Origin of the sequence: Hymenobacter cavernae, from assembly GCF_014641455.1 — a bacterium.
GTDB classification, from domain to species: domain Bacteria; phylum Bacteroidota; class Bacteroidia; order Cytophagales; family Hymenobacteraceae; genus Hymenobacter; species Hymenobacter cavernae.
In genome coordinates this window covers 42,380-65,302 of sequence record NZ_BMHT01000006.1, presented here as the reverse complement: position 1 = coordinate 65,302, position 22,923 = coordinate 42,380, and the positions used below count along the sequence as shown (strand labels likewise).

The following is a 22,923-nucleotide window of genomic DNA, read 5'->3' as shown; positions in this document are numbered from 1 at the left end:
GGGGGTGGAACCAGAACACGCACAGAATACGAACAAATCAGCTGGCTTCCCGTTGGGCAGAACATACTTTGTTTCCTGCTTGATGCCCCAACACTACTATCTGCTGCTTCTGCTGCCGATTACCGCCTTTGCCCAGACGCCCGCGCCCGACACCACGCGCACCGTGCGGCTGCCCGAAACCGTGGTGACCGGCTACGGCACCCGCCTGCCGTTGCGCCGCACGGCCGCCGCCATCGGCGTAGTCGATGCCGCTACCATTGGCCGTTTCAACCAAACCTCGCTCACCCAAGCCGTAAACACGCTGCCTGGCGTGCGACTGGAAGAACGAGCCACGGCGAGCTACCGCATCAGCGTGCGGGGCAGCACGCTTCGTTCGCCCTTTGGCGTGCGCAACGTGAAGGTGTACTACAACGATATTCCATTTACGGAAGCAGCTGGCACTACGCAACTTAACTTGCTCGATCCGGCCATCATCGGGCGGATTGAGGTGATAAAAGGACCGGCCGGCAGCGTGTACGGCGCTGGTACGGGCGGCGTCATCTTGTTCAGTAACCGCAAGCCTGCACCAGGTGAGGCCAGGGCCCAGGTGGGTTTCACGGCCGGGAGCTTTGGGTTGCAGCGCTACTCCGTAGTAGCCGAAAGTGGCACTGCCACCAGCTCGCTGCGGGTGCAGTATGTGCGTCAATCCGTGGATGGCTACCGGGAGCAAAGCGCTCTGCGCCGCGACGTATTTGCGTTGGATGGCGAGTTTACGCCTTCCGAGAAGCGCACCATCGCCGTACACGGGCTGTATACCGATATCGACTACCAGCTGCCGGGCGGCCTCACACGGGCCCAATACGAGCAGAACCCACGGCAGGCCCGGCCGGGCACGGCTACGGCGCCGGGTACGGTTGCGCAGAAAGCCTCCTATGCCTCGCGAACCGCCTTGCTGGGTGTAAGTCAGGAATATCGTTTCTCCGACCGTTTCTCCAACAAAACGACGCTCTACACGTCGGCTATAACTATTAAAACGCCATATCTGGTCGATTTTGAGCGAAATACGGGAGTTGGTTGGGGCGGACGCTCCAGCTTCAACTACCGCACCGCCATAGCCGGACGCGTGCTGCGCCTGAGCGCCGGCGCTGAGCTACAGAATAGCTTCGAGGATTCGCGCAACTACCAGAACCTAGGTGGCACGCCCGCCGCGTTGCGCTACGACGACGAAATCCGGACGGCGGCGGGGTTCGTGTTTGGGCAAGCGGAGCTAGAATTGCCGGCCGGCTTTCTGGCTACCGCAGCGGCCAGCTACAACCGCCAGCGCTACCGCATTGCGCGCATTTCGGATGCGGCTAAGCAGCCCAACAACTACCAGTTTGAGCGCGACTTCCAGCCGCAGGTGTCGCCGCGGCTAGCGCTGCTCAAGGAGCTGACACCGCGTATTTCGGCCTACGCCAGTGTCAGCAGCGGCTTTTCGCCCCCTACCGACGAAGAAATCCGACCTTCCGACGGCAGCCTGAACCGGGCTTTGCAGGCCGAACGCGGCACCAGCTACGAGCTAGGTGCCAAGGGCACGGCCTTCAACAACCGCCTCACGTTCGACCTAGCTTTGTTTGATTTCCGCTTGCGGCAAACCATCGTCACACGAACCACCGATGCCGGCACAAGTGTGTTTTTCAACTCCGGCAACACCCGACAGCGGGGCATAGAAGCAGCCGTGAGCGGCTGGCTGTGGCGGCAAAACCTAGGTACGTCTGCTGACCCTGGCCAAGTCCCGACGCAGTACGGCTTGCGAGCGTGGGCTAGCTTTGCTTATAACCACTTCCGCTTCGGTAGCTACCAAAACAATGACCAGGACAACAGCGGTAAGCGCCTGACCGGCACCGCCCCGCAAACCCTGACCGCTGGCCTCGATGCGAGCCATCGGTTAGGTTTTTACCTGAACCCAACCGTCAGCCATCAGGCGCGCATTCCGCTCAACGATGCTAACACCGACTATGCCACCGGCTACTGGACCTTTGGCACGCGCGCAGGCTGGCGCCGCACCCTGCTCAGCCACTTAGAAACCGACATTTACGCCGGTATTGAGAATGCACTAGGCCGGCGCTACAGCCTCGGCAACGACCTGAATGCCTTTGGTAGGCGGTACTTCCAGCCCGCGCCCGGCCGCAATTACTATGGTGGTGTGACCCTGGGCTGGAAAATCTGAACCCCGGATTCCACGGATTTTGTGGACGGTTCCGATTCGCTTCCGCTTTGTTTCTAGCCTAAAACAGAAAAGCCTTTCCGCTTGCGGAAAGGCTTTTCTGTTGACCCAATAGGTTATCAATAGCCCACAAAATCCGTGGAATCCGGGGTTCAGACACTAAATATTATCCTCGTTTGGGTCAGGGCCTTCGGTAGTGCGATTGGCAGGCTCGTTAGTGGGCCAGTTTCTGGTGCCACCACCATAGCGTGGGTCATCGCGGCGGTACGATTCGCGCTGGGCGTTGTAGCTGTCGTCGATATGGTCGAGCACGTCGGCGTTGTCTTGGTTTTGCGGCACGCTGCCCCGCTGATCAGGGTCGGTGGTAGAGGGAGCGGCGGCGCCATGTGGGTTATTTCCGGCGCTGCCTAGCACCTCGCCTTGGTCAGAAGGTACGCCAAAGGTGCCGTAGTGAGGCGTGTCGCTAGCCGTGTTTGGAACCGCATCCTGCCCGGCGACATGCGGATGCTGCCCTTCTCCAGCATCACCGTCCTGCTTACCTAGGTCGCGCCCAACCTTAAGGTTTTCGGCGCCAGTGCTAAAATCAAAATCAGACGACTTATCAGACTTAGAAGAATTTTCGTTGGTTTCCATCGTGTTTCGGAGTAGGTGAGAAAAGCAAAAGTGCCGGCGGGCGTTCTTTCTACGCAAAGGCAGCTAGCTTCGGCTATGCCAGGTGTTCCAAAAAACATTGGCCATTTTCAAAGCGGGTGCGTATGCTGCTGCAAATCCATTTGCGGACACCAGAACTGCATATCCTGCTAGCAAACTTCTCTACTACATGAAACCTACTATCCGACACAGTAAATCCGAGCAAACTTTCTACGCCACGCTCGACGGCTACGAGTCAGAGCTAGCCTACAGCCAGCCCACCAGCGACCTAATCGATTTCGTGCACACCTACGTGGATGAAAACCTGCGCGGCCAGGGTATCGGTGAGGCGCTGGCCGAAGCCGGACTGACCTTCGCCCGCGAAAATCAGCTACGTGTGCAAACGAGCTGCGAGTTTATGGCTGCTTACGTAAAGCGCCACCACGCTGAGTATCAGGATATACTCGCGTAGTGGCGATTCACAGAAGGTTCTTCTATAGCTAACCTAGGTTACTGGCCGCGGTTGTTGTCGTCGAGGTTACTAGATTGGGCAATAACCGGGTTCAGTACGCTGTCTTTCACACCCGACATGCCATCCGGGGCCGGCTCATCGAGGAGCTGGCCGTGGGTTTCGCGGTCGAGCATGGAAGGAGCCTCTACTTCTTGCGGAGCTTCGGGCTGGGCATCCTGCGGCTTTGGTGGGTTGCGGGGCTGTGGCTCCTGCATTTCAGGCAGCGTGAACAGGTTTTCGCCGGGGCGGTGCTCGTCCTGCGTGCCCTCAAAAAAGGCATTCGGGTCAGCCGCGTTGGCGGGCTGGTTCTGGGTTTCCCGCCGTGGCGGGTTCTCGTCAGGATTTTGGGCGGTGTTTTGCTCGGAGTCTTGCATGGGTAGAAAGGAGTAAATAAAAACAGGTGCCCAGAGCGGACACCTGCTTCTTACGCAATTTCGCCCGACCGTTGCCGCATCAGGCGCAAAAAATATGGCAGTACGGGTGCTTACTTGCCCGGCATCAGCACAGTATCAACTACATGCGTGATGCCATTGCTGGAAGGCACGTCAGGAATTGTCACGTTAGCCAGCCCGCCTTTCCGGTCGCGCAGCATCACCGAATCTTTGGTTTTCAGCACTGTTAGCTGCTCGCCTTCCACCGTGGTCAGGGTTTGTCCGTCTTGCAGATCGGCAGCTGTAAGGCGGCCCGGTACTACATGATAGGACAGAATCGTGGCTAGCTTGCTCTTGCGCTTAGGCATTACCAGCGCGTTCACCGTGCCGGTCGGGAGCTTATCGAACGCGGCGTTGGTGGGCGCAAACACCGTAAAAGGGCCAGCGGCTTCCAAAGTCTTGGCCATGCCAGCAGCCTCCACAGCAGCCACCAGTGTGGTGTGCTCGGTCGAATTCACGGCGTTGGCTACGATGTTCTTGTCGGCGGTCATCAGGGCGCCGCCCACCACCACGCCTGATGTCTCGTCGGCTGGCGTTAGCTGGAGGCTGGTGGGCTGCTGGGTTTTACTCTTCACTTTGGTGCCATCATCGGCTTTGCCTTTCAGCTTCATTTTGCCGTCTTTGGTCACCTTCGTCTTGGTCATCACGCCGTCTTCCTTGATCTTCTCTTTTTCATCATCGGCTTTCACCTTGGGCTTCGATTGCGCCAACGTGGGAGTCGCGGCACCTAGGGTTAGGGCCAAGCCAAGGGTAATGGTGGAGAGCAAGTACTTCGTCATACAAGGTTTTGGTGGGTGAGAAGGAGGAAAATTAGGGGAGCGGAAACGACTGATGCCTGTTTATACGGGTCCCTGATTTGATAAGGTTAGCCTTACTTCAAGGGGGTTACCGCATGTGTATAGCAATGAGCCACTTGTGGTAATACTCCGGAATATAGAAAAAGCCTTTGCGGTTGGCAAAGGCTTTTCAAAATAATTAGCACAAAAGAAAAACTATGGGGTTACCGATTGTACCTGGTCGCCCTTGATTTTAGCCTTCTTGTCCTTCTTGTCGATTTTAGCTTTACCTCCTTCAGTTTTCACCTTGGCGGTCTTCTTGTTCGATTTTACTTTAGTAGTGTCACCTTGTGCCAGTACAGCAGGTGCAGTAGCCACGGTTAGCGCTAAGGCAACCAGAGCTGCAGAAAACAGACGCTTCATGATGCAGAATAAAAGTGAAATGAAGATGTGCAGCCGGACCTTACGTGTCGGTTTTGGCTGCAACGATCCTCATACGCAGCCAGTAGGCCTAGGGTTGAGCCTTGGGTGAACAAGTAGCTTCGGTGCCGCACAACGACAAAGGGCACCCTACCTAGGGTGCCCTTTGTCGTTGTCTTTAGTAAAAGAGTTATTGTTGGCGCACAAAGCGTTGCACGTTGCGCTGCCCATTACTCACGAGCTCAAGCAGATACACACCAGCGGGTACGTGGCTCACATCAACAGTGCTGCCGACTTGGGCTTCACCAGCAATTATTTGCTGGCCCTTCACGCTATACACGCGGTAGTGAACTAGGCCATTAGCACCCGTTAGGGTAATGGCCCGCACGCTTGGGTTTGGGAAGAAGGAAGCCTCTGGCTTGCCGGCCCACTGCACGGAAGCTACCGGCGAGAACGATTCAGTGCCATCCAGATCTACCTGCCGCAATCGGTAGTAAGCTAGCCCTGCTACGGGGTGGCGGTCGGTGAACAGGTAGTTGGACATGCTGGACGTGGTGCCTTCACCCTGCAACTTGCCGATAGCCGTGAACGTCTTCGCATCAGTGCCGCGCTGCACTTCAAAATAGTCGCTGTTCTTCTCAGAAGCGGTGGTCCAGTGCAGGGCTACGCTTTTCTCCTGCGCTTCAGCGGTGAAGCGGGTTAGCTCGACGGGAAGCGGGGCGGAACTGCTGACTATTACATTGTCGATAAGTAGCGCAACATTGGTATTGGCAATCAAGGTAATACGAATGTTTACCTGCTTTATATTCATACCAGGCGGTAAAGTTACTGTAACCGTACCAGGACCTCCACCACTTGTAGTAGCATTAACAGCACTTGGGGCATATACAACGGTGGGCGTCCCAAGAACAGCAGATGCTTCCTGAGTGCTGCTATAGTCCCAGAAAGCTGCTGCCCCACTAAGAGGGCCTTTTACTGTTACTACAGGCTCATACGTTGAACCTCCGTTTGTGCTCAAGCTAAGAATAACAGAGCCAGCAGTAGTTAAGCCTTGATTGCTGCCAAGAGAAAAAGCGGCTAATCTGAACCTGATAGTAGCACCATCAGAATTAGAAAAAAATACAGGGTCAAAATCAAGTTGGGTATTATCGGCATTGCTGCTGCCGTCATTTACAAGCCCGAATGCTCTAGAGTCATTTATACCAACAGTTGAGGCCGGTGCAACACTAATTCCCGTAGCAGTGAACTGTGTGCTACTTCCTTGGTACACTTGGCCATTCTTTCCCGAGCCTGTATCAGTCGCTCGATAAGGAAGATTGACTGTGGCAGGTTCAAAATCTTGTGTAGTATTCTGTGCCCAGCTAGCTAATGGGCTCAGCGCCAGTAAAGAGGCACCTAGCAACGCTCGTGTTATAGCAGACTTCCTGAAAATCTGAGTAGGGAAAGACAAACGCATGAGTAGAATTTGTTTGTATAGGAGTAAGATGAAACTGGACAAATCTATTTTGGTATAAACTTACTATCCTTTTGTAATATATCAAGTGATAAGTCAATAAAAACTAAAGATTTTTATATATAATAAATTTAATATTGCGTTAGGTGCTGAAACATGGCTTTAGTTGTTTCTACGTAAGCGTTTGAATGTGAGGGGATAGACAAAATAAAGCGGCCGGGTGATCTACCCGACCGCTTATCTGGTTACTTAGTATGTCCGTTGCTTTAGTACTTAAGCAAGGCAGCAGACGAGTATCCGCTCATCTATTGTTTGATAAGGCGCTGTATTAACTGCGTAGTGGAGCTTTGCACCTGAATGAGGTAGGTGCCGGCTGGTAGCAGTCGTAAGTCGAGGCGGGGTTCGTCGCGCTTAACCGTAGTGCGTCGTACTAGCTTCCCGCTCAACGTACTGATCCGTACTTCAAAACGTTGATCGTCTGTTTCGGGCAAAGACAACATCGTGTAATCAACGGCCGGATTCGGATGCAAACCTAGCTTGCCGACGAGGGCAGCGGCGTGGTTCTGAATGCTAGCCACCGGCGAGTAGGTTGCGGTGCCGTCAAAATCGAGTTGGCGTAGGCGGTAGTAGCTGGTACCAAGCAGAGGCGAGGCGTCGGTGACGCTATAGGTGTGCGCGCTGGTGCTGGTGCCGTGGCCGGGTACTTCCAATACGGCCTCGAATGATCTACCATCAGCGCTGCGCTCCACCACAAACTTATTGTTGTTCTTCTCCGACGCCGTCGCCCAGCTCAGCAGCACGCCACCCTGACCTAGCTTGGCGCTGAAGCTGGTGAGCTCTATAGGCAACGGACTATTGGCGCAACCTGCTAGCTGCGAGCTTGCTGCAAATTGGCAGTAAGTAACACTCGCGCCAATAGTACCACGCGGATCATCAAAGCGGCCACTGTTAGAGCTGGTCCGGTCGCAGAAATCCAGGCGGCTTGTAGGGTCTGTACCAAAGCTTCCCTGATTGACGCTAAAGCCCGAAACCTGGACCGCTCCAAATCCCCCACCCTGGGTAGCACCCTGGAAGTTGCCGTCGTTCCGGAAATTACCGACGACGTCAATCAAGCCGTAGTTATTGACGGTGCCTGAGCTATTGTTAAGAAAGCCATCCACGTTAAAAATTCGTTGATTGATCGTGCCGCAATTGGTGATCAAAGCATTATTTGTAAGAAAGTTAGTATTGAAATTGCCTAGGTTTTCAAGACGGCCCGGAGAGTTGATCGTGACGGTAGGCGCCGTAAAGGAAGCACTGGACCCATTACGAAGCAGCCCGTTCAGCGCCACGCCTTGCTCCAGAATGAGCGTACCTAGGTTGTTGATGGTGATACTGTTTAGATTCAGATTAACAGCTCTGGTCGTTGCGCCTGCACCATTATAGAGCGAGGAGTTATTGTTAGCATTCAGCGAGTTAACGGTTAAGCTGCTGTAGTTGAAGATCCGCGCATCCGGACCATTCAGGTTCAGATTTTCAAATGTGGCAACGGCATTATTATAAATAGTGCCCCGCGTAGGCACGTTCACACTGGCATTGGTAATAGTGCCACTGTTACAGATGATGCCATCCGCATCGTTCCAGGTGATGTTGCCCGTAACGGTAGTGCCCGCGGGGATACAAACGGTTTCACCTGCGCCCACCGCAAGGTTTGAAATTGTGCCTGGCGGAAGTATGCGCGTACAAGTGGAGCATTGTGCCTGTGCGACGGCCACGAAGCCGATCCAGCTCAGCCAGAAAAGGAATACTGGGCGCCACAGCAGATAGATGGAGGTAGAACGGGCAGCTAAGATGGCTTTCATAACTACTAATTGATTTAGAAGAACTTACCTGAGAAGCATCTGAACCAAATGTAGTAGTAATCTTAAGAGACTTGCATCTCTTCACTGTAAAATAATATAAGTTATAATTAAAATAATTATAAAAATATGTAATAATCATACTTAGCTCACAAACCTGAGGACACACTGCAGAACACGCCAAATCAACGTAGGCTAGCCGACAGCTTTCCGAAAGCAAAAAGCCGGATAGTGCATCCGGCTTTTGAAGAACAGTAGGAAAGCTAGGGTTAGCACCAATACGTTTCACCGTACCAAGGCTTGCACCTGCGTGGTCAGCTCGGCCTGCGTAAATTCCTTTTCGAAAGCTAGGTACTTCTTTTTCTGATTGTTGACCATGAGCGTGAACGGGATGGCGCCCGACCACTTACGGTCAACTTTGGTAATCCACGAATTCGGATCGGGCTCATTGAGCAGTACCACTTCCGATTTCAGACCCCGCTTGGCGACAAAGGGCTTCACTTTCTTGTCGAGCAGCGCGGCGTTGTCGATGCTCACCAGGAGCACTTTCACCTTCTGCTTGGCGTAAGTCGTGTTTAGCTGCTCAAAGCTAGGTAGCTCCTTAATACAAGGTGCGCACCAGGTAGCCCAAAAGTTCACCACGTAGGTCGTGTCGCTAGGGCGGGCGAGGCGCTTTTGAAGATCGGGGAGCTTGATAACAGCCACTTGTTGGGCGTGAGCGGCACCAGCACCAAGCAGGCAGCCGCCCAAGGCGAGCATTTTCAAATAGTTCATGCTTGCTAAACGCGACCCTAGGTGCTTTGTTATTGGTTTGGGGCAGCCGGAGTGCGTATAAAATGGTGACATTGCCACCGGCCAAACCTAGCTTACTGTCCGTGCTTGCAAACAGACTGCCCAACAGTAAAGCGCTCAAAGCCAAAAGCCCCGCTGCCATTTAAGAGCCTTCAGGCCATAAAAACGGCAAATCTTGAAACAAAACGAATGCTTAGCGGCTTTCCTTGCTGCTGCCAATCTGTTGGGCGGGCGTTTGCATAGTCTGCAAAAAGCAGCGTTAATTTGAGAAAGACTTACGCCAGCCCACTGGTATAAGCTGCGAAACTTCAACAACCCAAGTCCCCATCTTTATGAGCCAAGATCAGAATCAGAATGGCGCTGCCCAGCCCGCCTCGGGCGACGGCACCGGCACGGCCGTGACGGGCGCCGGTACCTCCCAGGACCAGCGTACGGCTTCCGGCGAGAATGCTCAGACCCTGACCACCCGCCAAGGGCACCCCGTATCGAACAACCAGAACCTGCGCACCGTAGGTAACCGCGGTCCGGCCACGCTGGAAAACTACCAGTTCATTGAGAAAATCAGCCACTTCGACCGGGAGCGAATTCCGGAGCGTGTGGTACACGCCCGTGGCGCCGGCGCGCACGGCGTATTCGAAGCTTACGGTACCGTAGGCGGCGAGCCGATTGAGAAATATACCCGCGCGAAGCTGTTCAACACCAAGGGCAAGCAAACGCCAGTGTTCGTGCGCTTCTCCACGGTGGGCCACGGTGGCCACTCGCCCGAAACCCTGCGTGACCCACGCGGTTTCGCGGTGAAGTTCTACACCGAAGACGGCAACTGGGACCTGGTAGGTAACAACCTGAAGGTGTTCTTCATCCGCGACGCCATCAAGTTCCCCGACCTGATCCACTCGCAGAAGCCCGACCCGGTGTTCAACCGCCAGACCGGCCAGCGCATCTTCGATTTTATTGCGAACACCCCGGAAGCCATGCACATGGTGAGCTTCCTGTTCTCGCCCTGGGGCATTCCGGCTAACTACCGCCAGATGCAGGGCTCGGGCGTGAACACCTATAAGTGGGTGAACGCGCAAGGCGAAGCCGTGCTGGTGAAATACCACTGGGAGCCGCAGCAAGGCATCAAAAACCTGACTGCCCCCGAAGCCGAAGCTATTCAGGCCAAAAACTTCAACCACGCCACCCAGGACCTGTTCGACAACATCAAAAAGGGCAACTTCCCCAAGTGGGAGCTGTGCGTGCAGATTATGTCGGACGACGAGCACCCCGAGTTGGACTTCGATCCGCTCGACGACACCAAAATCTGGCCCGAAGATCAGTTCCCCTTCCTGCCCGTGGGCATGATGACGCTGAACAAGAACCCCGAAAACTACTTCGCTGAGGTAGAGCAGGCAGCGTTCGGTACCGGCGTACTGGTAGACGGCCTCGATTTCTCGGACGACAAGATGCTGCAAGGCCGCACCTTCTCGTACTCGGATACGCAGCGCTACCGCGTAGGCCCCAACTACTTGCAGCTGCCCATTAACGCGCCCAAAAAGCACGTAGCTACGAACCAGCGCGACGGTCAGATGACCTACCACGTAGACGCGGCGCCCAGCCAGAACCCGCACGTAAACTACGAGCCCAGCAGCCTCAATGGCCTGAAGGAGTCGCCTTCGCAGGGGCCTGATCACCAGCCTATGTACACGGGCCGCCTGATCCGTCAGACCATCGACCGCACCAACAACTTCGGCCAGGCCGGCGACCGGTACCGCAAGCACGAAGATTGGGAGCGTGACGACCTCATCAACAACATGGTGGGTGCCCTCGCCGATGCCGAGAAGGTGATTCAGGACAAGATGATTGAACTGTGCACCAACTGCGACGCCGATTGGGGTCGTCGTCTGGCTGAAGGCCTCAAAGCTGCTACCAATGCCGATGGTGGCAACCAGTACAACGATCAGCAAGCCGGCCAAGCCGTGCAGCAAGCCGAAGAAATGGCGCACGACGCTAAGCCTTACTAAGGCCCTTGCCTGACTTGGAAGCTAGATGCTTCTGGTAAATAAACAACCCCGTATCTACCTCCTAGGAGTGTAGGTATGGGGTTGTTTATTTAGGATGAGGCAAGCTGAGTTTTGCCTTTGATGCATAAAAGATCTTACGGAATGAGAAGTGTTGCGAAGCAGACCTAGGTTTTGCTGTCCCGAGAATGAACCGCTTCTTTCGGATACAGATGGTAAAAGCTACCGAATACCTATCCTTAAAAATTGGCACCCATTATCCGGCGCTCCGTTGCAAGCCAGGGACTTGCGCTGCTTCGTAATCAGTTTGTAGAAGGTTAGTGCTAACAGAGTAGTATTAGAATAAAAATGAATGGAAAGCAGGAGTAAAACAGAAGTGGCCGTCAAGGGTATTATCGCGATACAACTTAAGCTTTGCTTTATCAACGAAAGAACTTGTCATGCAAGGCATTGCGAATATCTGCTGGCATCGGTTTTCCTTGTTCGTACGCCTGAAGGAGTGCCTTTTCCTTCGCTCGGTTAAACGATGTTTTTAGAACAATGGCAGGTATCACTGTCCCTATCCCCACAACAACTCCGGCTCCTACGTAGCCAGTATTATCTACTTTGGGGGGCGCTTGGTTTGTCAAGGGATAGCCGAAGTTAACCACAGAAGAAACCGCAGAGGTTGCAGCATAGAGGATGGCGATAGTCGCACCGGCAATCGTTCCTCCCACAATAAACCAGGTTCCCGTTCTGCGCCGGACATGGAACAAGCGCTGGACAGCCCGGATGCTGTCTTGTCGGGTATGGGTCACTGTGGGCGCCAGACGAGCAGCCCTGTTGATGGAGTCGGTAGCGGTCTGAGCTTGGATAGGAAGTGCCAGCAGGCTATTCAACAGCCAACAGACAAGCATAGCATAGCGCATTGTAGTAGGATTTAGCGGACAGGATAATCGTTCAGTTAATATAACGACTTTGTGGTTTTAATCTCAATTTCGTATTGAAAATCAGTTGCTTACCTATAGAAAATATTCTGACCTAGCCTTCAGAAGAGGAAACGACGGTAATCCGGCCAGCGCAAGGGAAGTCCGAACGAAGCCACAGGGCAAGTCTGCGCCATCATTTAAGCACAACGGTGGCGGCATTCAGATGATCGACGGCGCTACGGGCCAGCACCTAGGTGAGTGAGTGGGAGCGGGGCGAGCCGTACATAATCCTGAGCCGCAACACCTACGCCAACAATCGCAAAATCATCGACGAGCTGCTGGTGAGCAACCGGCAATTCATCTAAGAAAATCTTTTTTTACATAAAAATGACCTAAAAACAAAAAGGCCCTTTCTACATTAGAAAGGGCCTTTTTATCGAGGTCAGTGGTCGCGCTAGGAATCGAACCTAGATCAAGAGCTTCGGAAACTCTTATACTATCCGTTGTACGACGCGACCGAAGTGGGGCAAAAGTAGAGAGAAAAAAGTCGGTTGCCAAACCCGAAACGCATTTGGCGCAAACTTATGCTGAGCGCTAGTCCTGAAAGAACAGGTAACCTAAATGGCCTAAAGCTAGTTAAGCTAATCAGAAAATTACTTCTGATTCTATCACCACCTACACCATGAAAAAGAATCTGTATACGGCCGACGCTACGGCCATTGGCGGCCGCAGCGGCCACGTACGCTCATCTACCGGCGTTATTGACATGGATATGTCGGTGCCGGAAGGGCTAGGCGGGAAGAAAGGTGCTACCAACCCTGAGGAACTGTTTGCCGCTGGCTATTCGTCGTGCTTCCAGCAAGCGTTGCTCGTGATTGCCCAGCGGGGCGGCGACAAGCTCGACCCCCAAACTACAGTGCAGTGTTCTGTAACCCTGTTCCAGGAAGGCGAAGGCTATGGCCTCTCGGCTGTGCTGGATATAGACCTAAAGTCATTCGACCACGACAAAACGGTGGATATGGTGCGTCAGGCGCATAAGATCTGTCCGTATTCGGTAGGTACGCGTGGCAACATGGAAGTGGAGTTACGCGTGCAAGGCCAAGCTATACCAGTTGAAGCCGAAGAAAATGCAGGCGTAGCAGAAAAGGGTGGAGTGCAGTAAAAGCATTACCTGGCTTTAGCAACTCTTCGCTAGATGGCTTCAAATTGAGTACAAACAAAAGCCCGTCTGATACGTCAGACGGGCTTTCTGTTAAGCTAGCTTTTCAGAGACTAAGCAGCCTGACCAGCCAGCACTTCTTTCACTTTCTGAGCGGCATCTTTCAGCAACACGGCCGAGAATACTTTCAGGCCCGATTCGTCGATGATGCGGGCGCCTTCTTCGGCGTTGGTGCCTTGCAGACGCACGATGATCGGCACGCGGATGTCGCCGATGTTCTTGTAGGCTTCTACCACACCGTTGGCAACCCGGTCGCAACGCACGATACCACCGAAGATGTTGATCAGGATGGCCTTCACGTTCGGGTCCTTCAGGATGATGCGGAAACCAGCTTCTACGGTTTGTGCGTTGGCCCCACCGCCTACGTCGAGGAAGTTGGCAGGCTCACCGCCCGATAGCTTAATGATGTCCATGGTCGCCATTGCCAGGCCAGCGCCGTTTACCATGCAGCCCACGTTGCCGTCGAGCTTCACGTAGTTCAGGTGCGACTCCGAAGCTTCCACTTCCAAGGGGTCTTCCTCGTTGGTGTCGCGCAGGTCGGCGAAAGCCTTGTGGCGGTAGAGGGCATTGTCGTCGAGGTTCACCTTCGCGTCAACGGCTAGAATCTTGTTGTCCGACGTTTTCAACACGGGGTTGATTTCGAACATTGCCGAGTCGGTTTCGTCGTAAGCCTTATAAAGAGCCGTTACGAACTTCACCATCTCCTTGAACGCCTCACCCGACAAACCTAGGTTGAAGGCAATCTTGCGGGCCTGGAATGCTTGCAGACCTACGCGTGGGTCAACGTGCTCGTGGTGGATTTTCTCGGGATGCGCCTCAGCCACTTCCTCGATGTCCATGCCACCTTCCGTGGTGTAGATGATAACGTTCTGACCCGTTGCGCGGTCGAGCAGCACGCTCATATAGAATTCTTGTGTCTCCGACTCGCCGGGGTAGTACACGTCCTGGGCGACCAGCACTTTATGCACCTTACGACCTTCAGCGCCGGTTTGCTTGGTCACCAGCTGCATGCCAATGATCTGATCAGCAATGTCTTTTACTTGCTCCAGGTTTTTAGCCAGCTTCACGCCGCCCCCTTTGCCGCGGCCACCGGCGTGGATTTGGGCTTTAATTACGTACCAGCTCGTGCCCGTTTCTTCGGTCAGGCGCTTGGCAGCTGCTACGGCTTCTTCCGGCGTATCGGCCACGATGCCTTCCTGCACCCGGACGCCGTAGCTTTTTAAAATGTCTTTACCCTGATACTCGTGAATGTTCATAGGGGGTCAATCAGTGGAAAGTGGTAACTAGGCACGAAAGTAGGTAATAATCCCTGAGCATGGAAGTGTAAAAGTAGGGGCGGGGTTGAACCTAGGTTGTGGCGCCAGCTTAGCGTTGGGCTAAAGGCCGAAACTTCAGCCGCACAATTATCCCGCAACTCCTACCCCCACAACCACCTACAATCCGTAGATTTGTCCTCGACCCGTTCCTTAACGCTGACCTACCTTGTTGCAGGCCATTAACATTCGCAAGCGCTACAATACGCTGGAAGTACTCAAAGGCATCGACCTGACCATTGAAAAGTCCGAAATTGTCTCTATTGTAGGCTCGTCGGGTGCGGGCAAAAGCACGCTGCTCCACATCCTAGGTACCCTCGATAACCCCGATTCGGGCGAGGTATTATTTGATGGTGAGTCGGTTAGCTCGCTGAAGCGCTCCGACTTAGCTAGGTTTCGCAACCGCCATATTGGCTTCATCTTTCAGTTTCATAACCTGTTGCCCGAGTTTACGGCCCTCGAAAACGTGTGCTTGCCGGCCTATTTAGCAGGCCGCTCCGAAAAGGAAACCCGCGTTCGGGCCCGCGAGTTGCTCGGCATGCTGAACCTGGAACGCCGCGCCGACCACAAGCCCAGCGAGATGAGTGGAGGCGAGCAGCAGCGCACCGCCGTGGCCCGCGCCCTGATCAACTCGCCCGAAATTATCTTTGCCGACGAGCCCAGCGGCAACCTCGACTCGCAGAACGCCCAGGAGTTGCACCAGATATTCTTTCTGTTGCGCAAAGAGCTAGGTCAGACCTTCGTGATTGTGACCCACAACGATCAGCTGGCCGAAATGGCCGACCGTAAGATCATTATGAAAGACGGCTACATCTCGGAGTAACCCGCTGAGCTGAAACACGTTAAAAAGGCTGTCAGGACCTAGGCTCTGACAGCCTTTTTCTTTCCCGGAACGCGTCCGAAGCTGCGACGGAACGTTGCTACAGCTGACTGTCTGGGTGCGCACCTAGGTAGTCAGCTGTTATTTTGCTGACTGACAGGTGTGTAGTATGCTGCTGAGCCAAACTTCTTAGCTGAGCATACCTACTCTGATGTTTGTCTAATTCAATTAGTAAAAAGTTTTAAAAATTACTTTGTAAGTACTTGATTTACAATGACAAAAAATGCTAAAAAACAGGTGGGTTTTTGCACCTTTATAGAGTATCTTTAGTTCTATATCTGAACATCACAACGTACTACAGGACACTTATGGAAACCGCCATGAACGAAGCTACCAAAATCACCAAGGAGCCAGCTCGCAAGAACAAAGTTGAGAGCTACGACATCTCCCGTTCCGACGAGACGCTGCACTTGGCTACGGACCTAGCCAAGTTCATCAAGGATAACAAGCTCTCGACGACGGTGCAAGGCAAAGAGTTTGTAAACGTGGAAGGCTGGCAGTATGCCGGCTCGCGCCTCGGCATCGTGCCGATCGTCGACCACGTCATCAACGTCAGCACCGAAACGGAGTTGAAATACCAGGCCAAAGTCACGCTGTTCGATCTGCGCTCAGGGCACACGGTAGGCGCTGGCTTTGCCGTCTGCTCGAACAAGGAGAACGGTAAGAAATTCTACCAGGAGTTTGCCATCATGAGCATGGCGCAGACGCGTGCCATTGGCAAAGCCTACCGCAATATCCTAGCCTGGATCATTCGGGCTGCTGGCTACGAGCCTACGCCTGCCGAAGAAATGGATTACGCTGGTAATACGTCGGAGGTGAAGCCTGCATTGGCGGTTGCACCCGAGGCTACTCCGGTGGCCGTAGCAGCTGAAGCGCCGGCTCCGATGAAAGCCGTGCCCGCCGAACCAGCGCTAGTAGAAACGCCGGCTGTTTCTTACGCCACGGCTTCGCAGAAGGAAGAGATTATCCGCCTGCTGAACCATCCGGTGATTACGCGTCAGGAGAAGACTAAGATGCTGCTCAACATCAACCGCTTGGATGAGGAGCGTGCCACGCAGGCCATCGCCAAGCTGCGCAAAGCCATCGACGACCGTGAAAACGGTGAGTCGGCGGCGGCTTAAAAGCTAGGTTGACTTTATATAAAACGAAAAGCCCGGTTCCAGTTGGAGCCGGGCTTTTTTGTGTTTAGACTTAATTATAATTCTTTAAGACACGCTTCCGCCCAAAGACAGAATCCGGTTCTTTAAATCTGTCATGATTTGGGTAACGCTTTGGATCGGCGTTAGCATCACCGGCGACTTGAACTTGACGCCGCTCAACCAGTCGTAGGCCGATGCCATGTCATCGAAGAGGGCTACTACGGGCGCGGAAAGCTTTTCCAAAGCTACTTCGGTGTCGTTCTGCACCTCCATGCTAGGCGAGTACACCCAGGCCACATACTCGATGCCTACCATGCGCATGTACGGCAAAAACTCCTTTGCCAGCCAAGGAGCTACATCGGGCGTAATCTTCATGATGTTGGTATTGTCGTTGAGGATGCGTTTATAGCGTTTTGTCAGGAAACAACGCGCTACCTGTAGGCAATTTGTGCGGATTAGCTCTAGATCTAGCTCACCATGCCAATCCAGGTAAAGCCAGTCGTTAACGGCATCATAGTAAGCAGTAACGTTTGGGGCGGTAAGCAGTATTTTATCTTCCATAATTGATACTTTGCAAATAGTAGGTGGGTGCGGTGAAGGAGGAGGGAGTAAAAAATGAAATGTGCTGCACAGGTATAGTGCAATTGAGACCCTGTCTTGTATTGGTAAGCTAAAACAAATGTATATATAATACTATATAATGTGAATAGGATTTAGTTTGATCTTGTAAATAGTTATTATAATTTTTTAAAGAATGTTGTTGGGAAGGGTTGAACCTGTCTACCAGAACAATGCCGCAAGTCGGACCTGGTAAAAAGGGAGCGACTCTGGGTAAGCCGTTTAGTTTCCGAGGCTACGGTCTTATCTTCGTTGTTCTGCCAATACGCTTACTGCCTTGCTCGCACCTACCGACGACATTCTGCACTTGCTTCGCCAGCATTGGGGCCATAAGGCGTTCCGACCATTGCAAGAGGATATCATTCGCTCGGTACTAGCGGGGCAGGATACCCTAGCTTTGCTGCCGACGGGTGGCGGCAAAAGCATCTGCTTTCAGGTGCCTGCACTGGCCCGCGACGGCATTTGCGTGGTAGTGTCGCCGCTGATTGCGCTGATGAAGGACCAAGTAGAGCGCCTGCGCCAGCAAGGTATTCGGGCTGAAGCCATCTACGCGGGCATGAGCCACCAGGAAATTGATCAGACCCTCGATAACTGCGTGTATGGGCCGGTGAAGTTCCTGTACGTGTCGCCCGAGCGACTCCTAACGGATCTGTTTCGGGCCCGCGTGGCTCGTATGCGCGTCAACTTGCTCGCTATTGATGAGGCACACTGCCTCTCGCAATGGGGCTACGATTTTCGGCCGCCATATCTCCAGATTGCTGCCTTGCGTGAGCTGCTGCCGAAGGTGCCCGTGATTGCCCTGACCGCCACGGCCACGGCGCAGGTGAAGCAGGATATTGTGGAAAAGCTAGGCTTTCGGCTGGGCTATCAGGTTTTCCAACAAAGCTTTGCCCGGCCCAATCTGTCGTACTCGGTTTTTCAGACGGAAGATAAAATGCGGCGGCTTCTGGAAATCGTGCGCGGGGTGGGGCCAGGCAAAACGGCCATTATCTACGCTCGCACGCGCCGGCAGACGGAGGATACGGCGGCTTTTTTGCAACAATACCAATTGCCCGCCGCCGCTTACCATGCCGGCCTACCCGCCGAGCAGCGCCACCGCACGCAGCAGGATTGGATGCAGGATCGTACGCGCATTATGGTGGCTACCAACGCCTTCGGCATGGGCATCGACAAGCCCGATGTGCGTCTGGTAGTGCACCTCGACGCGCCCGACAACCTGGAAGCATACTACCAGGAAGCCGGTCGGGCCGGTCGGGATGAGAAGTATGCTTTTGCGGTGCTGCTTACCGGGCCCAATGATGCTGAGGATTTGCAGCGCCGCACCGAGCTAGCTCATCCGCCGCTTGATACGGTACGGCGTGTGTATCAGGCACTGGCCAACTTCTCGCGTACGGCCGTGGGTGGGGGTGAGTTAGTAGCTTTTGACTTTGATATTCAGCAATTTGCCGAAACGTACCGTATTAAAGCCTTGGATGCGCACAATGCGTTGCGGACGCTGGAGCGGGAAGGCTTTGTGCAGGTAAATGAAGCGGTGAACAATCCGGCGCGCGTACATATCCCAATTGACCATAATGACTTATACCGCTTCCAGGTCGCGAATGCTCAGCACGATAAGCTGATAAAATCGTTGCTGCGGCTAAATGGAGGCGAGATATTCACCAGCTTTCAGCGTATTTCTGAGAACAGCCTGGCACAGTACCTGCGCCTCAGTGTGGTAGATGTACGCAAGATGCTGCTGTTTCTGCATCGTTCGGGCATTATCCAATACCAGCCCCGCCACGATTCACCGCAGGCGCTGTTCACCACGCCGCGCTACGACGCTGATAAATTGCCCTTGGATCAGAAGCATTTGCGCGCCACGCGGGAGCTGGCTCAGCAAAAGACCGCGGCCGTGGTGCGCTACGCCGCTGGCGGGCGCTGTCGGCAACAACTGCTTCTCGAATACTTTGGCGAGCTAAACGCGCCGGTCTGCAAGGTGTGCGACTATTGCCTGGCGAAGAAAAAACAGCAAAACCCAGCGCCAGCCGCTCCGGAGCTACGGCAGTATCTGCTGACGTTGGTGCGCGCTAACCCGCAGACGCCGCGTGCCATTGTGGGCCAGTTTGCTCCTGCACAAGCGGCGGCAGTTACGGAACTGCTGCGGGAGCTAGTAGATTTGGGCGAGCTGCGCTACGCTGCCGATGGTAGATTGACCTAGGTTTCTGGGTATAAAGCAATTGCCAAAAAGCGGCGTGGATTTCAGTAAGCTGAAATCCACGCCGCTTTTTGGCAGACCTAGCTTACGCCGGGTTCGTGGTGGTGCTCAGCGTCACGTCGATGTTGCCGCGGGTGGCACGCGAGTAGGGACAGATGCCGTGCGCGGCTTCTACCAACTGCTCCGCCTGGGCTTGCTCTACGCCGGGAATGTTCACGTGCAGATCAGCCGAAATGCCGTAGCCGCCATCCTCGGCCTTGCCGAAGCCGATAAATGCTTCTACCGTCACGCCTTCCAGCTTCACGTTGGCCTGGCGAGCGGCTACGCCCAATGCACCTTCGAAGCAGGCTGCATAGCCAGCGGCAAACAGCTGCTCAGGATTGGTAGCACCCGGCTTACCAGGGCCACCCATTTCTTTGGGCGTGCTCAAAGCTAGGTCCAGCACTTGGTTGTTGGAGGTAACATGGCCGTCGCGGCCTCCTTTGGCAAGCGCCTGCGCGGTAAAGACTTTCTCGATTTTCATAACGAAAAGGGAAGGTGTGGGTGAAAGGGAAAAAGGAACAATTAGCGTAGCACGGCCAGCAGCTTGTGCAGCTGAGCACGCAGGTTTTCAAACTCGGTTGGGGTAAGCAGGAGTTTTTCTGCCAGCTGCATGGGAATCTGGCAGGCCGGTGCCTGGAGTGCTTGTCCGGCGGGCAGCAGCTTGATAAGCACAGAGCGCTCGTCGCTGGGGTCGCGGCGGCGACTGAGCCACTGACGCTGCTCCATGCGCTTGAGCAGGGGCGTGAGCGTACCGGAATCGAGCAGTAGCTTTTCGCCTAACTCTTTCACCGTTAGCTCCTGGTGCTCCCACAGTAGCATCAGCACCAAGTACTGCGGGTACGTCATGTCCAAGGCTTGCAGATAAGGCTGGTACGCCTTGGTAAACATGCGCGACAAGGCATAAAGCGGAAAACACAATTGGTTGTCCAGCTTCAGGAGTTCGTTGGCGTCGTTGGCAGCAGGCTGGTTCATGATTTTCGGTGGACAAAGCTAGGTTTAGTTTTGTGAAATTTGATTGTATACAACCGAATAGGGGTAAATAGTTTGCAACTAGCTGATAGAGAAGTATAAAGAATAAGCATGAAAAAGCCCGGTAGCTGTGCACTGCACAATTACCGGGCTCATCAACGCTGATTACTCCGAGGATTACGACTGCTGGTAGGCAGAGAAGCCGCCAATCAGGTTGCGCACGTTGGTGAAGCCTTGCTGGGCCAGAAATGCCTTGGCTGAAGCCGAGCGGCCGCCACCTTTGCAGTGCACAATCACCTCCTGATCTTTCAGCTCTTCCAGCTCATCGAGCTTGGTGGGCAGGGCACCCAGCGGAATATTCTGGCTGCCTTCAATACGCCCTTCGGCGTTTTCCCACGGCTCACGCACGTCGATAATGTTAAGTTCTTCACCAGCTTGCTGACGTTGTTTGAGTTCAGCGGGAGTAATGTCGGACATGGAATTGAAGGAAAGGGAAAGGAATGTAGTGGAGCGTAAAAGGCGCAATTTCGGAAAAATCGGAAGAATGCGGCCACAACTACCGGGCTTATTCCGTCAGAATTAGTCGTTTGGTAACCGTCGAACCGTTAGGTAAGGCTAGCTGCACCACGTACACGCCAGCCCGTAACGCGCTAAGATCCAGCTCTTCCTGGCCTATTTGGCTTGCGGGTTGCACCCAGGCCACACGACCTAGCCCATCGAGCACGGTGGCGTGCGTATAGTGTCCCTGCACGCGCACAATACCGGAGCTAGGGTTCGGATATACGCTAAAGTTAGCCGCCGTAGCTGCATCAGCTATGCCCGTCACGACGCCATTGGTCAGGGCAGGGCGCATCATCACGGCGCCGGGCAGCGGGCTGGTTGGAGCCGCCCAGTTGTCGCTGGTGGCCGTGACGGGGCCGTTCGAAATCAGAAGGTAATTGTCGGGAACGGGGCTGTTATAATCTAGACCCGTTTGCAGAAAGTTGCCGCTGGCTGCGTAGCCGATGTAAAACGTGCCATTCACAGCTACCGGCGAAGGAAAATTCACGTCGACGTAGTTTGCTGCCGGCGAAGTCGGCACAGCGTACGACTGCGTTGCTTTGGGCAGCCCTGCTGGTTTTCCGCTTTTGTCGTCCCAAATGCCAATAGTAAGCGTTCGGCTGGAAGCGGTAGGCGAGGGCAGCATGTACAAGCGCAGGCCGCGCACGTAGTCAGATTTGTTGAGGTCGAAACGGTAAACCAGGTAGCTAAAGGCACTGGTAGTCACCATGGCCTCGGGCGTGCCGTCGTCGTAGGCGTAGTAATCCGTCAGCTCCGTGACGCGGCTGATGGTGTCGTTAGGCAGCGTTTGCGGATTGGTTTCGTTGGTGAGCAGCGTGATGGTGTGACGCACGCGTTTGCCTTCGGCCGACGTGGACAGCGGCGTGTTGCGCACGTTGCCTTCCACGGCGAGTTGCTGCTGGCTAGGTTGCAGGGAGCGGTTGCCGGTGACAAAGGTAGAAGTACCGCCGGCTGGTAGCACCTGCAAAGTGCCCGTCCAAGCCACGGGCGTGTTAGCCGGGCCTACGTCGAAGTTGTTGAGCGTCGTGAACGTGCGGTCGTTCAGCTCGTTAGCCGGGTTGGAGCTAGCATTGTATTGCCAGACCGGGATAGCGGTGTAGCGCTTGAGCAAGCTGGTAAGCGGCGCGCTGGTGGCAATGTCGCGGTAAGAATTGCTGGTCGCCGACCGGTCGCGGTTCAGGTACACATAGTCGATGCTCCAGGTGTCGTTGGTATTGGCCTGATTGCCAGAAGTATGAAAACGGAACTGGAAAGCACTGTGCAGGTAACGCGCATCTGTGACAGCCACGAACTGCTGCTGAAACGCGGTTTGCACGCCTGTGCTCCGCTGCACCCACACCTGGCGCCACACGCCGGTATTATCCAGAAAATCAGCCTCTAAGAATACGGGCCGGCTGCTGCTGTTGCTCGAAGGTGCCCCCACAATGCTGCCAGCCTGCCAGAAGAAGCTCAGGTACACCTGCGCGCTTGCCGTGAGACCACCTAGGTCGATGGGTTGGGAAGTAAGCGTATCGGTGTCGCTGACGGCCGAGCCGTAGGGTTGGCCATTCGCGTTAAGTCCGTCGAAGGTGGCTACGCCCCGCGAGGGGGCCGCTACCGCAAAGCGGTTATTCACCAGAGTGCCGCCCCGCGCAGCCCACACTTGCGAATTGGGCTGCCCTTCGCGCCCCGAAAAATCGTCGAACACGGGCAATGATAGCGCCGTGCCTCGCGCCCCAACGGAAGCAGAAGCAGTTTGTTGAGTTGTACGGCTAAGGTCGGTGGCCAGGGGAGCTACCGTCTGGGCGCGGGTGGCCAGCGGCAACAAACTCAGGAGCAGCAAGAAAGCGTGGTGTAAGTGTTTGGGGTAGGTCATAAGCTCATCGTTAAGCGACTTCCAGTGATTACGCTATGGGTGCAGGCAAGGTAGTAACAGGCTAACCGAAAAGAGTTTTAGTTTAGTATGATACCTAGGTTTGCTACGCATAATTTCAACAAAGAAGCCGTGCTGGAAGGCACGGCTTCTGTTAAATCATACTGTCATTCCGAGCCAAGCGAGGAATCTGGG

The 22,923-nt window shown here is 54.4% G+C and carries 21 protein-coding genes and 1 tRNA gene; 7 read left to right on the top strand and 15 right to left on the bottom strand.

Annotated features, from left to right (window positions below):
* Positions 1 to 82 precede the first annotated feature (82 nt).
* A complete protein-coding gene (locus tag IEX74_RS16230) occupies positions 83 to 2,188 on the top strand; it encodes a TonB-dependent receptor family protein (RefSeq protein WP_188815073.1) in 2,106 nt (701 codons plus the stop codon).
* A 156-nt stretch (positions 2,189 to 2,344) separates the two neighbouring features.
* Here the strand turns inward: IEX74_RS16230 and IEX74_RS16225 are convergent, their stop codons facing one another.
* On the bottom strand, positions 2,345 to 2,818 hold the full coding sequence (locus IEX74_RS16225) for a hypothetical protein (RefSeq protein WP_188815072.1): 474 nt from the start codon (positions 2,816 to 2,818) through the stop codon (positions 2,345 to 2,347).
* 187 nt (positions 2,819 to 3,005) lie between these two features.
* Between IEX74_RS16225 and IEX74_RS16220 the strand changes: the two genes are divergently transcribed.
* The gene (locus tag IEX74_RS16220; protein ID WP_188815071.1) at positions 3,006 to 3,287 is read left to right on the top strand and encodes a GNAT family N-acetyltransferase; all 282 of its coding nucleotides are present in this window, start codon (positions 3,006 to 3,008) and stop codon (positions 3,285 to 3,287) included.
* 38 nt (positions 3,288 to 3,325) lie between these two features.
* On the opposite strand, the gene IEX74_RS16215 is transcribed toward IEX74_RS16220, so the two are convergent.
* The 6 genes from IEX74_RS16215 to IEX74_RS16190 form a co-directional block, all read right to left on the bottom strand.
* The gene (locus IEX74_RS16215; protein WP_188815070.1) at positions 3,326 to 3,700 is read right to left on the bottom strand and encodes a hypothetical protein; all 375 of its coding nucleotides are present in this window, start codon (positions 3,698 to 3,700) and stop codon (positions 3,326 to 3,328) included.
* A 110-nt stretch (positions 3,701 to 3,810) separates the two neighbouring features.
* A complete protein-coding gene (locus tag IEX74_RS16210; RefSeq protein WP_188815069.1) occupies positions 3,811 to 4,536 on the bottom strand; it encodes a fasciclin domain-containing protein in 726 nt (241 codons plus the stop codon).
* Positions 4,537 to 4,749: 213 nt separating this feature from the next.
* Positions 4,750 to 4,956: a hypothetical protein gene (locus tag IEX74_RS16205; RefSeq protein ID WP_188815068.1), complete on the bottom strand. Its 207-nt coding sequence runs from the start codon at positions 4,954 to 4,956 to the stop codon at positions 4,750 to 4,752.
* 187 nt (positions 4,957 to 5,143) lie between these two features.
* A complete protein-coding gene (locus IEX74_RS16200; RefSeq protein WP_188815067.1) occupies positions 5,144 to 5,764 on the bottom strand; it encodes a T9SS type A sorting domain-containing protein in 621 nt (206 codons plus the stop codon).
* A 947-nt stretch (positions 5,765 to 6,711) separates the two neighbouring features.
* Positions 6,712 to 8,247 carry a T9SS type A sorting domain-containing protein gene (locus IEX74_RS16195; RefSeq protein WP_188815066.1) on the bottom strand — a complete coding sequence of 512 codons (1,536 nt, stop codon included), beginning with the start codon at positions 8,245 to 8,247 and terminating at the stop codon, positions 6,712 to 6,714.
* Between the two features lie 282 nt (positions 8,248 to 8,529).
* Positions 8,530 to 9,018: a TlpA disulfide reductase family protein gene (locus tag IEX74_RS16190; RefSeq protein WP_229755332.1), complete on the bottom strand. Its 489-nt coding sequence runs from the start codon at positions 9,016 to 9,018 to the stop codon at positions 8,530 to 8,532.
* A gap of 350 nt (positions 9,019 to 9,368) precedes the next feature.
* On the opposite strand from IEX74_RS16190, the gene IEX74_RS16185 reads away from it, so the two are divergent.
* Positions 9,369 to 11,036 carry a catalase gene (locus IEX74_RS16185; RefSeq protein ID WP_188815065.1) on the top strand — a complete coding sequence of 556 codons (1,668 nt, stop codon included), beginning with the start codon at positions 9,369 to 9,371 and terminating at the stop codon, positions 11,034 to 11,036.
* A gap of 419 nt (positions 11,037 to 11,455) precedes the next feature.
* On the opposite strand, the gene IEX74_RS16180 is transcribed toward IEX74_RS16185, so the two are convergent.
* Positions 11,456 to 11,941: a hypothetical protein gene (locus IEX74_RS16180; protein WP_188815064.1), complete on the bottom strand. Its 486-nt coding sequence runs from the start codon at positions 11,939 to 11,941 to the stop codon at positions 11,456 to 11,458.
* 446 nt (positions 11,942 to 12,387) lie between these two features.
* Positions 12,388 to 12,459, bottom strand: a tRNA-Arg gene (locus tag IEX74_RS16175).
* Between the two features lie 164 nt (positions 12,460 to 12,623).
* Between IEX74_RS16175 and IEX74_RS16170 the strand changes: the two genes are divergently transcribed.
* Positions 12,624 to 13,103, top strand: coding sequence for an Ohr family peroxiredoxin (locus tag IEX74_RS16170; protein WP_188815063.1), 480 nt, complete (start codon positions 12,624 to 12,626; stop codon positions 13,101 to 13,103).
* A 110-nt stretch (positions 13,104 to 13,213) separates the two neighbouring features.
* Here IEX74_RS16170 and sucC read toward each other — a convergent pair whose 3' ends face one another.
* Entirely contained in the window at positions 13,214 to 14,416 is a 1,203-nt protein-coding gene (sucC, locus tag IEX74_RS16165; protein WP_188815062.1) for an ADP-forming succinate--CoA ligase subunit beta, read from the bottom strand.
* 226 nt (positions 14,417 to 14,642) lie between these two features.
* Between sucC and IEX74_RS16160 the strand changes: the two genes are divergently transcribed.
* Together IEX74_RS16160 and IEX74_RS16155 are read left to right on the top strand one after the other, a co-directional pair.
* Complete coding sequence (locus IEX74_RS16160) at positions 14,643 to 15,296, top strand: ABC transporter ATP-binding protein (protein WP_086596343.1); 654 nt, start codon at positions 14,643 to 14,645, stop codon at positions 15,294 to 15,296.
* A gap of 377 nt (positions 15,297 to 15,673) precedes the next feature.
* Positions 15,674 to 16,474 carry a hypothetical protein gene (locus IEX74_RS16155; protein WP_188815061.1) on the top strand — a complete coding sequence of 267 codons (801 nt, stop codon included), beginning with the start codon at positions 15,674 to 15,676 and terminating at the stop codon, positions 16,472 to 16,474.
* 84 nt (positions 16,475 to 16,558) lie between these two features.
* Here the strand turns inward: IEX74_RS16155 and IEX74_RS16150 are convergent, their stop codons facing one another.
* Complete coding sequence (locus tag IEX74_RS16150) at positions 16,559 to 17,053, bottom strand: hypothetical protein (RefSeq protein ID WP_188815060.1); 495 nt, start codon at positions 17,051 to 17,053, stop codon at positions 16,559 to 16,561.
* Between the two features lie 334 nt (positions 17,054 to 17,387).
* Between IEX74_RS16150 and IEX74_RS16145 the strand changes: the two genes are divergently transcribed.
* Entirely contained in the window at positions 17,388 to 19,307 is a 1,920-nt protein-coding gene (locus IEX74_RS16145; protein ID WP_188815059.1) for a RecQ family ATP-dependent DNA helicase, read from the top strand.
* A gap of 82 nt (positions 19,308 to 19,389) precedes the next feature.
* Here the strand turns inward: IEX74_RS16145 and IEX74_RS16140 are convergent, their stop codons facing one another.
* The 4 genes from IEX74_RS16140 to IEX74_RS16125 form a co-directional block, all read right to left on the bottom strand.
* Positions 19,390 to 19,827 (bottom strand): organic hydroperoxide resistance protein, encoded by a 438-nt coding sequence (locus IEX74_RS16140; RefSeq protein ID WP_188815058.1) that lies wholly within the window; start codon positions 19,825 to 19,827, stop codon positions 19,390 to 19,392.
* A 41-nt stretch (positions 19,828 to 19,868) separates the two neighbouring features.
* Positions 19,869 to 20,318 carry a MarR family winged helix-turn-helix transcriptional regulator gene (locus IEX74_RS16135; RefSeq protein ID WP_188815057.1) on the bottom strand — a complete coding sequence of 150 codons (450 nt, stop codon included), beginning with the start codon at positions 20,316 to 20,318 and terminating at the stop codon, positions 19,869 to 19,871.
* Positions 20,319 to 20,492: 174 nt separating this feature from the next.
* Positions 20,493 to 20,792, bottom strand: a complete 300-nt coding sequence (locus IEX74_RS16130; RefSeq protein WP_188815056.1) for a rhodanese-like domain-containing protein — start codon at positions 20,790 to 20,792, stop codon at positions 20,493 to 20,495.
* A gap of 88 nt (positions 20,793 to 20,880) precedes the next feature.
* Positions 20,881 to 22,731, bottom strand: coding sequence for a T9SS type A sorting domain-containing protein (locus tag IEX74_RS16125; RefSeq protein ID WP_188815055.1), 1,851 nt, complete (start codon positions 22,729 to 22,731; stop codon positions 20,881 to 20,883).
* Positions 22,732 to 22,923: the final 192 nt, after the last annotated feature.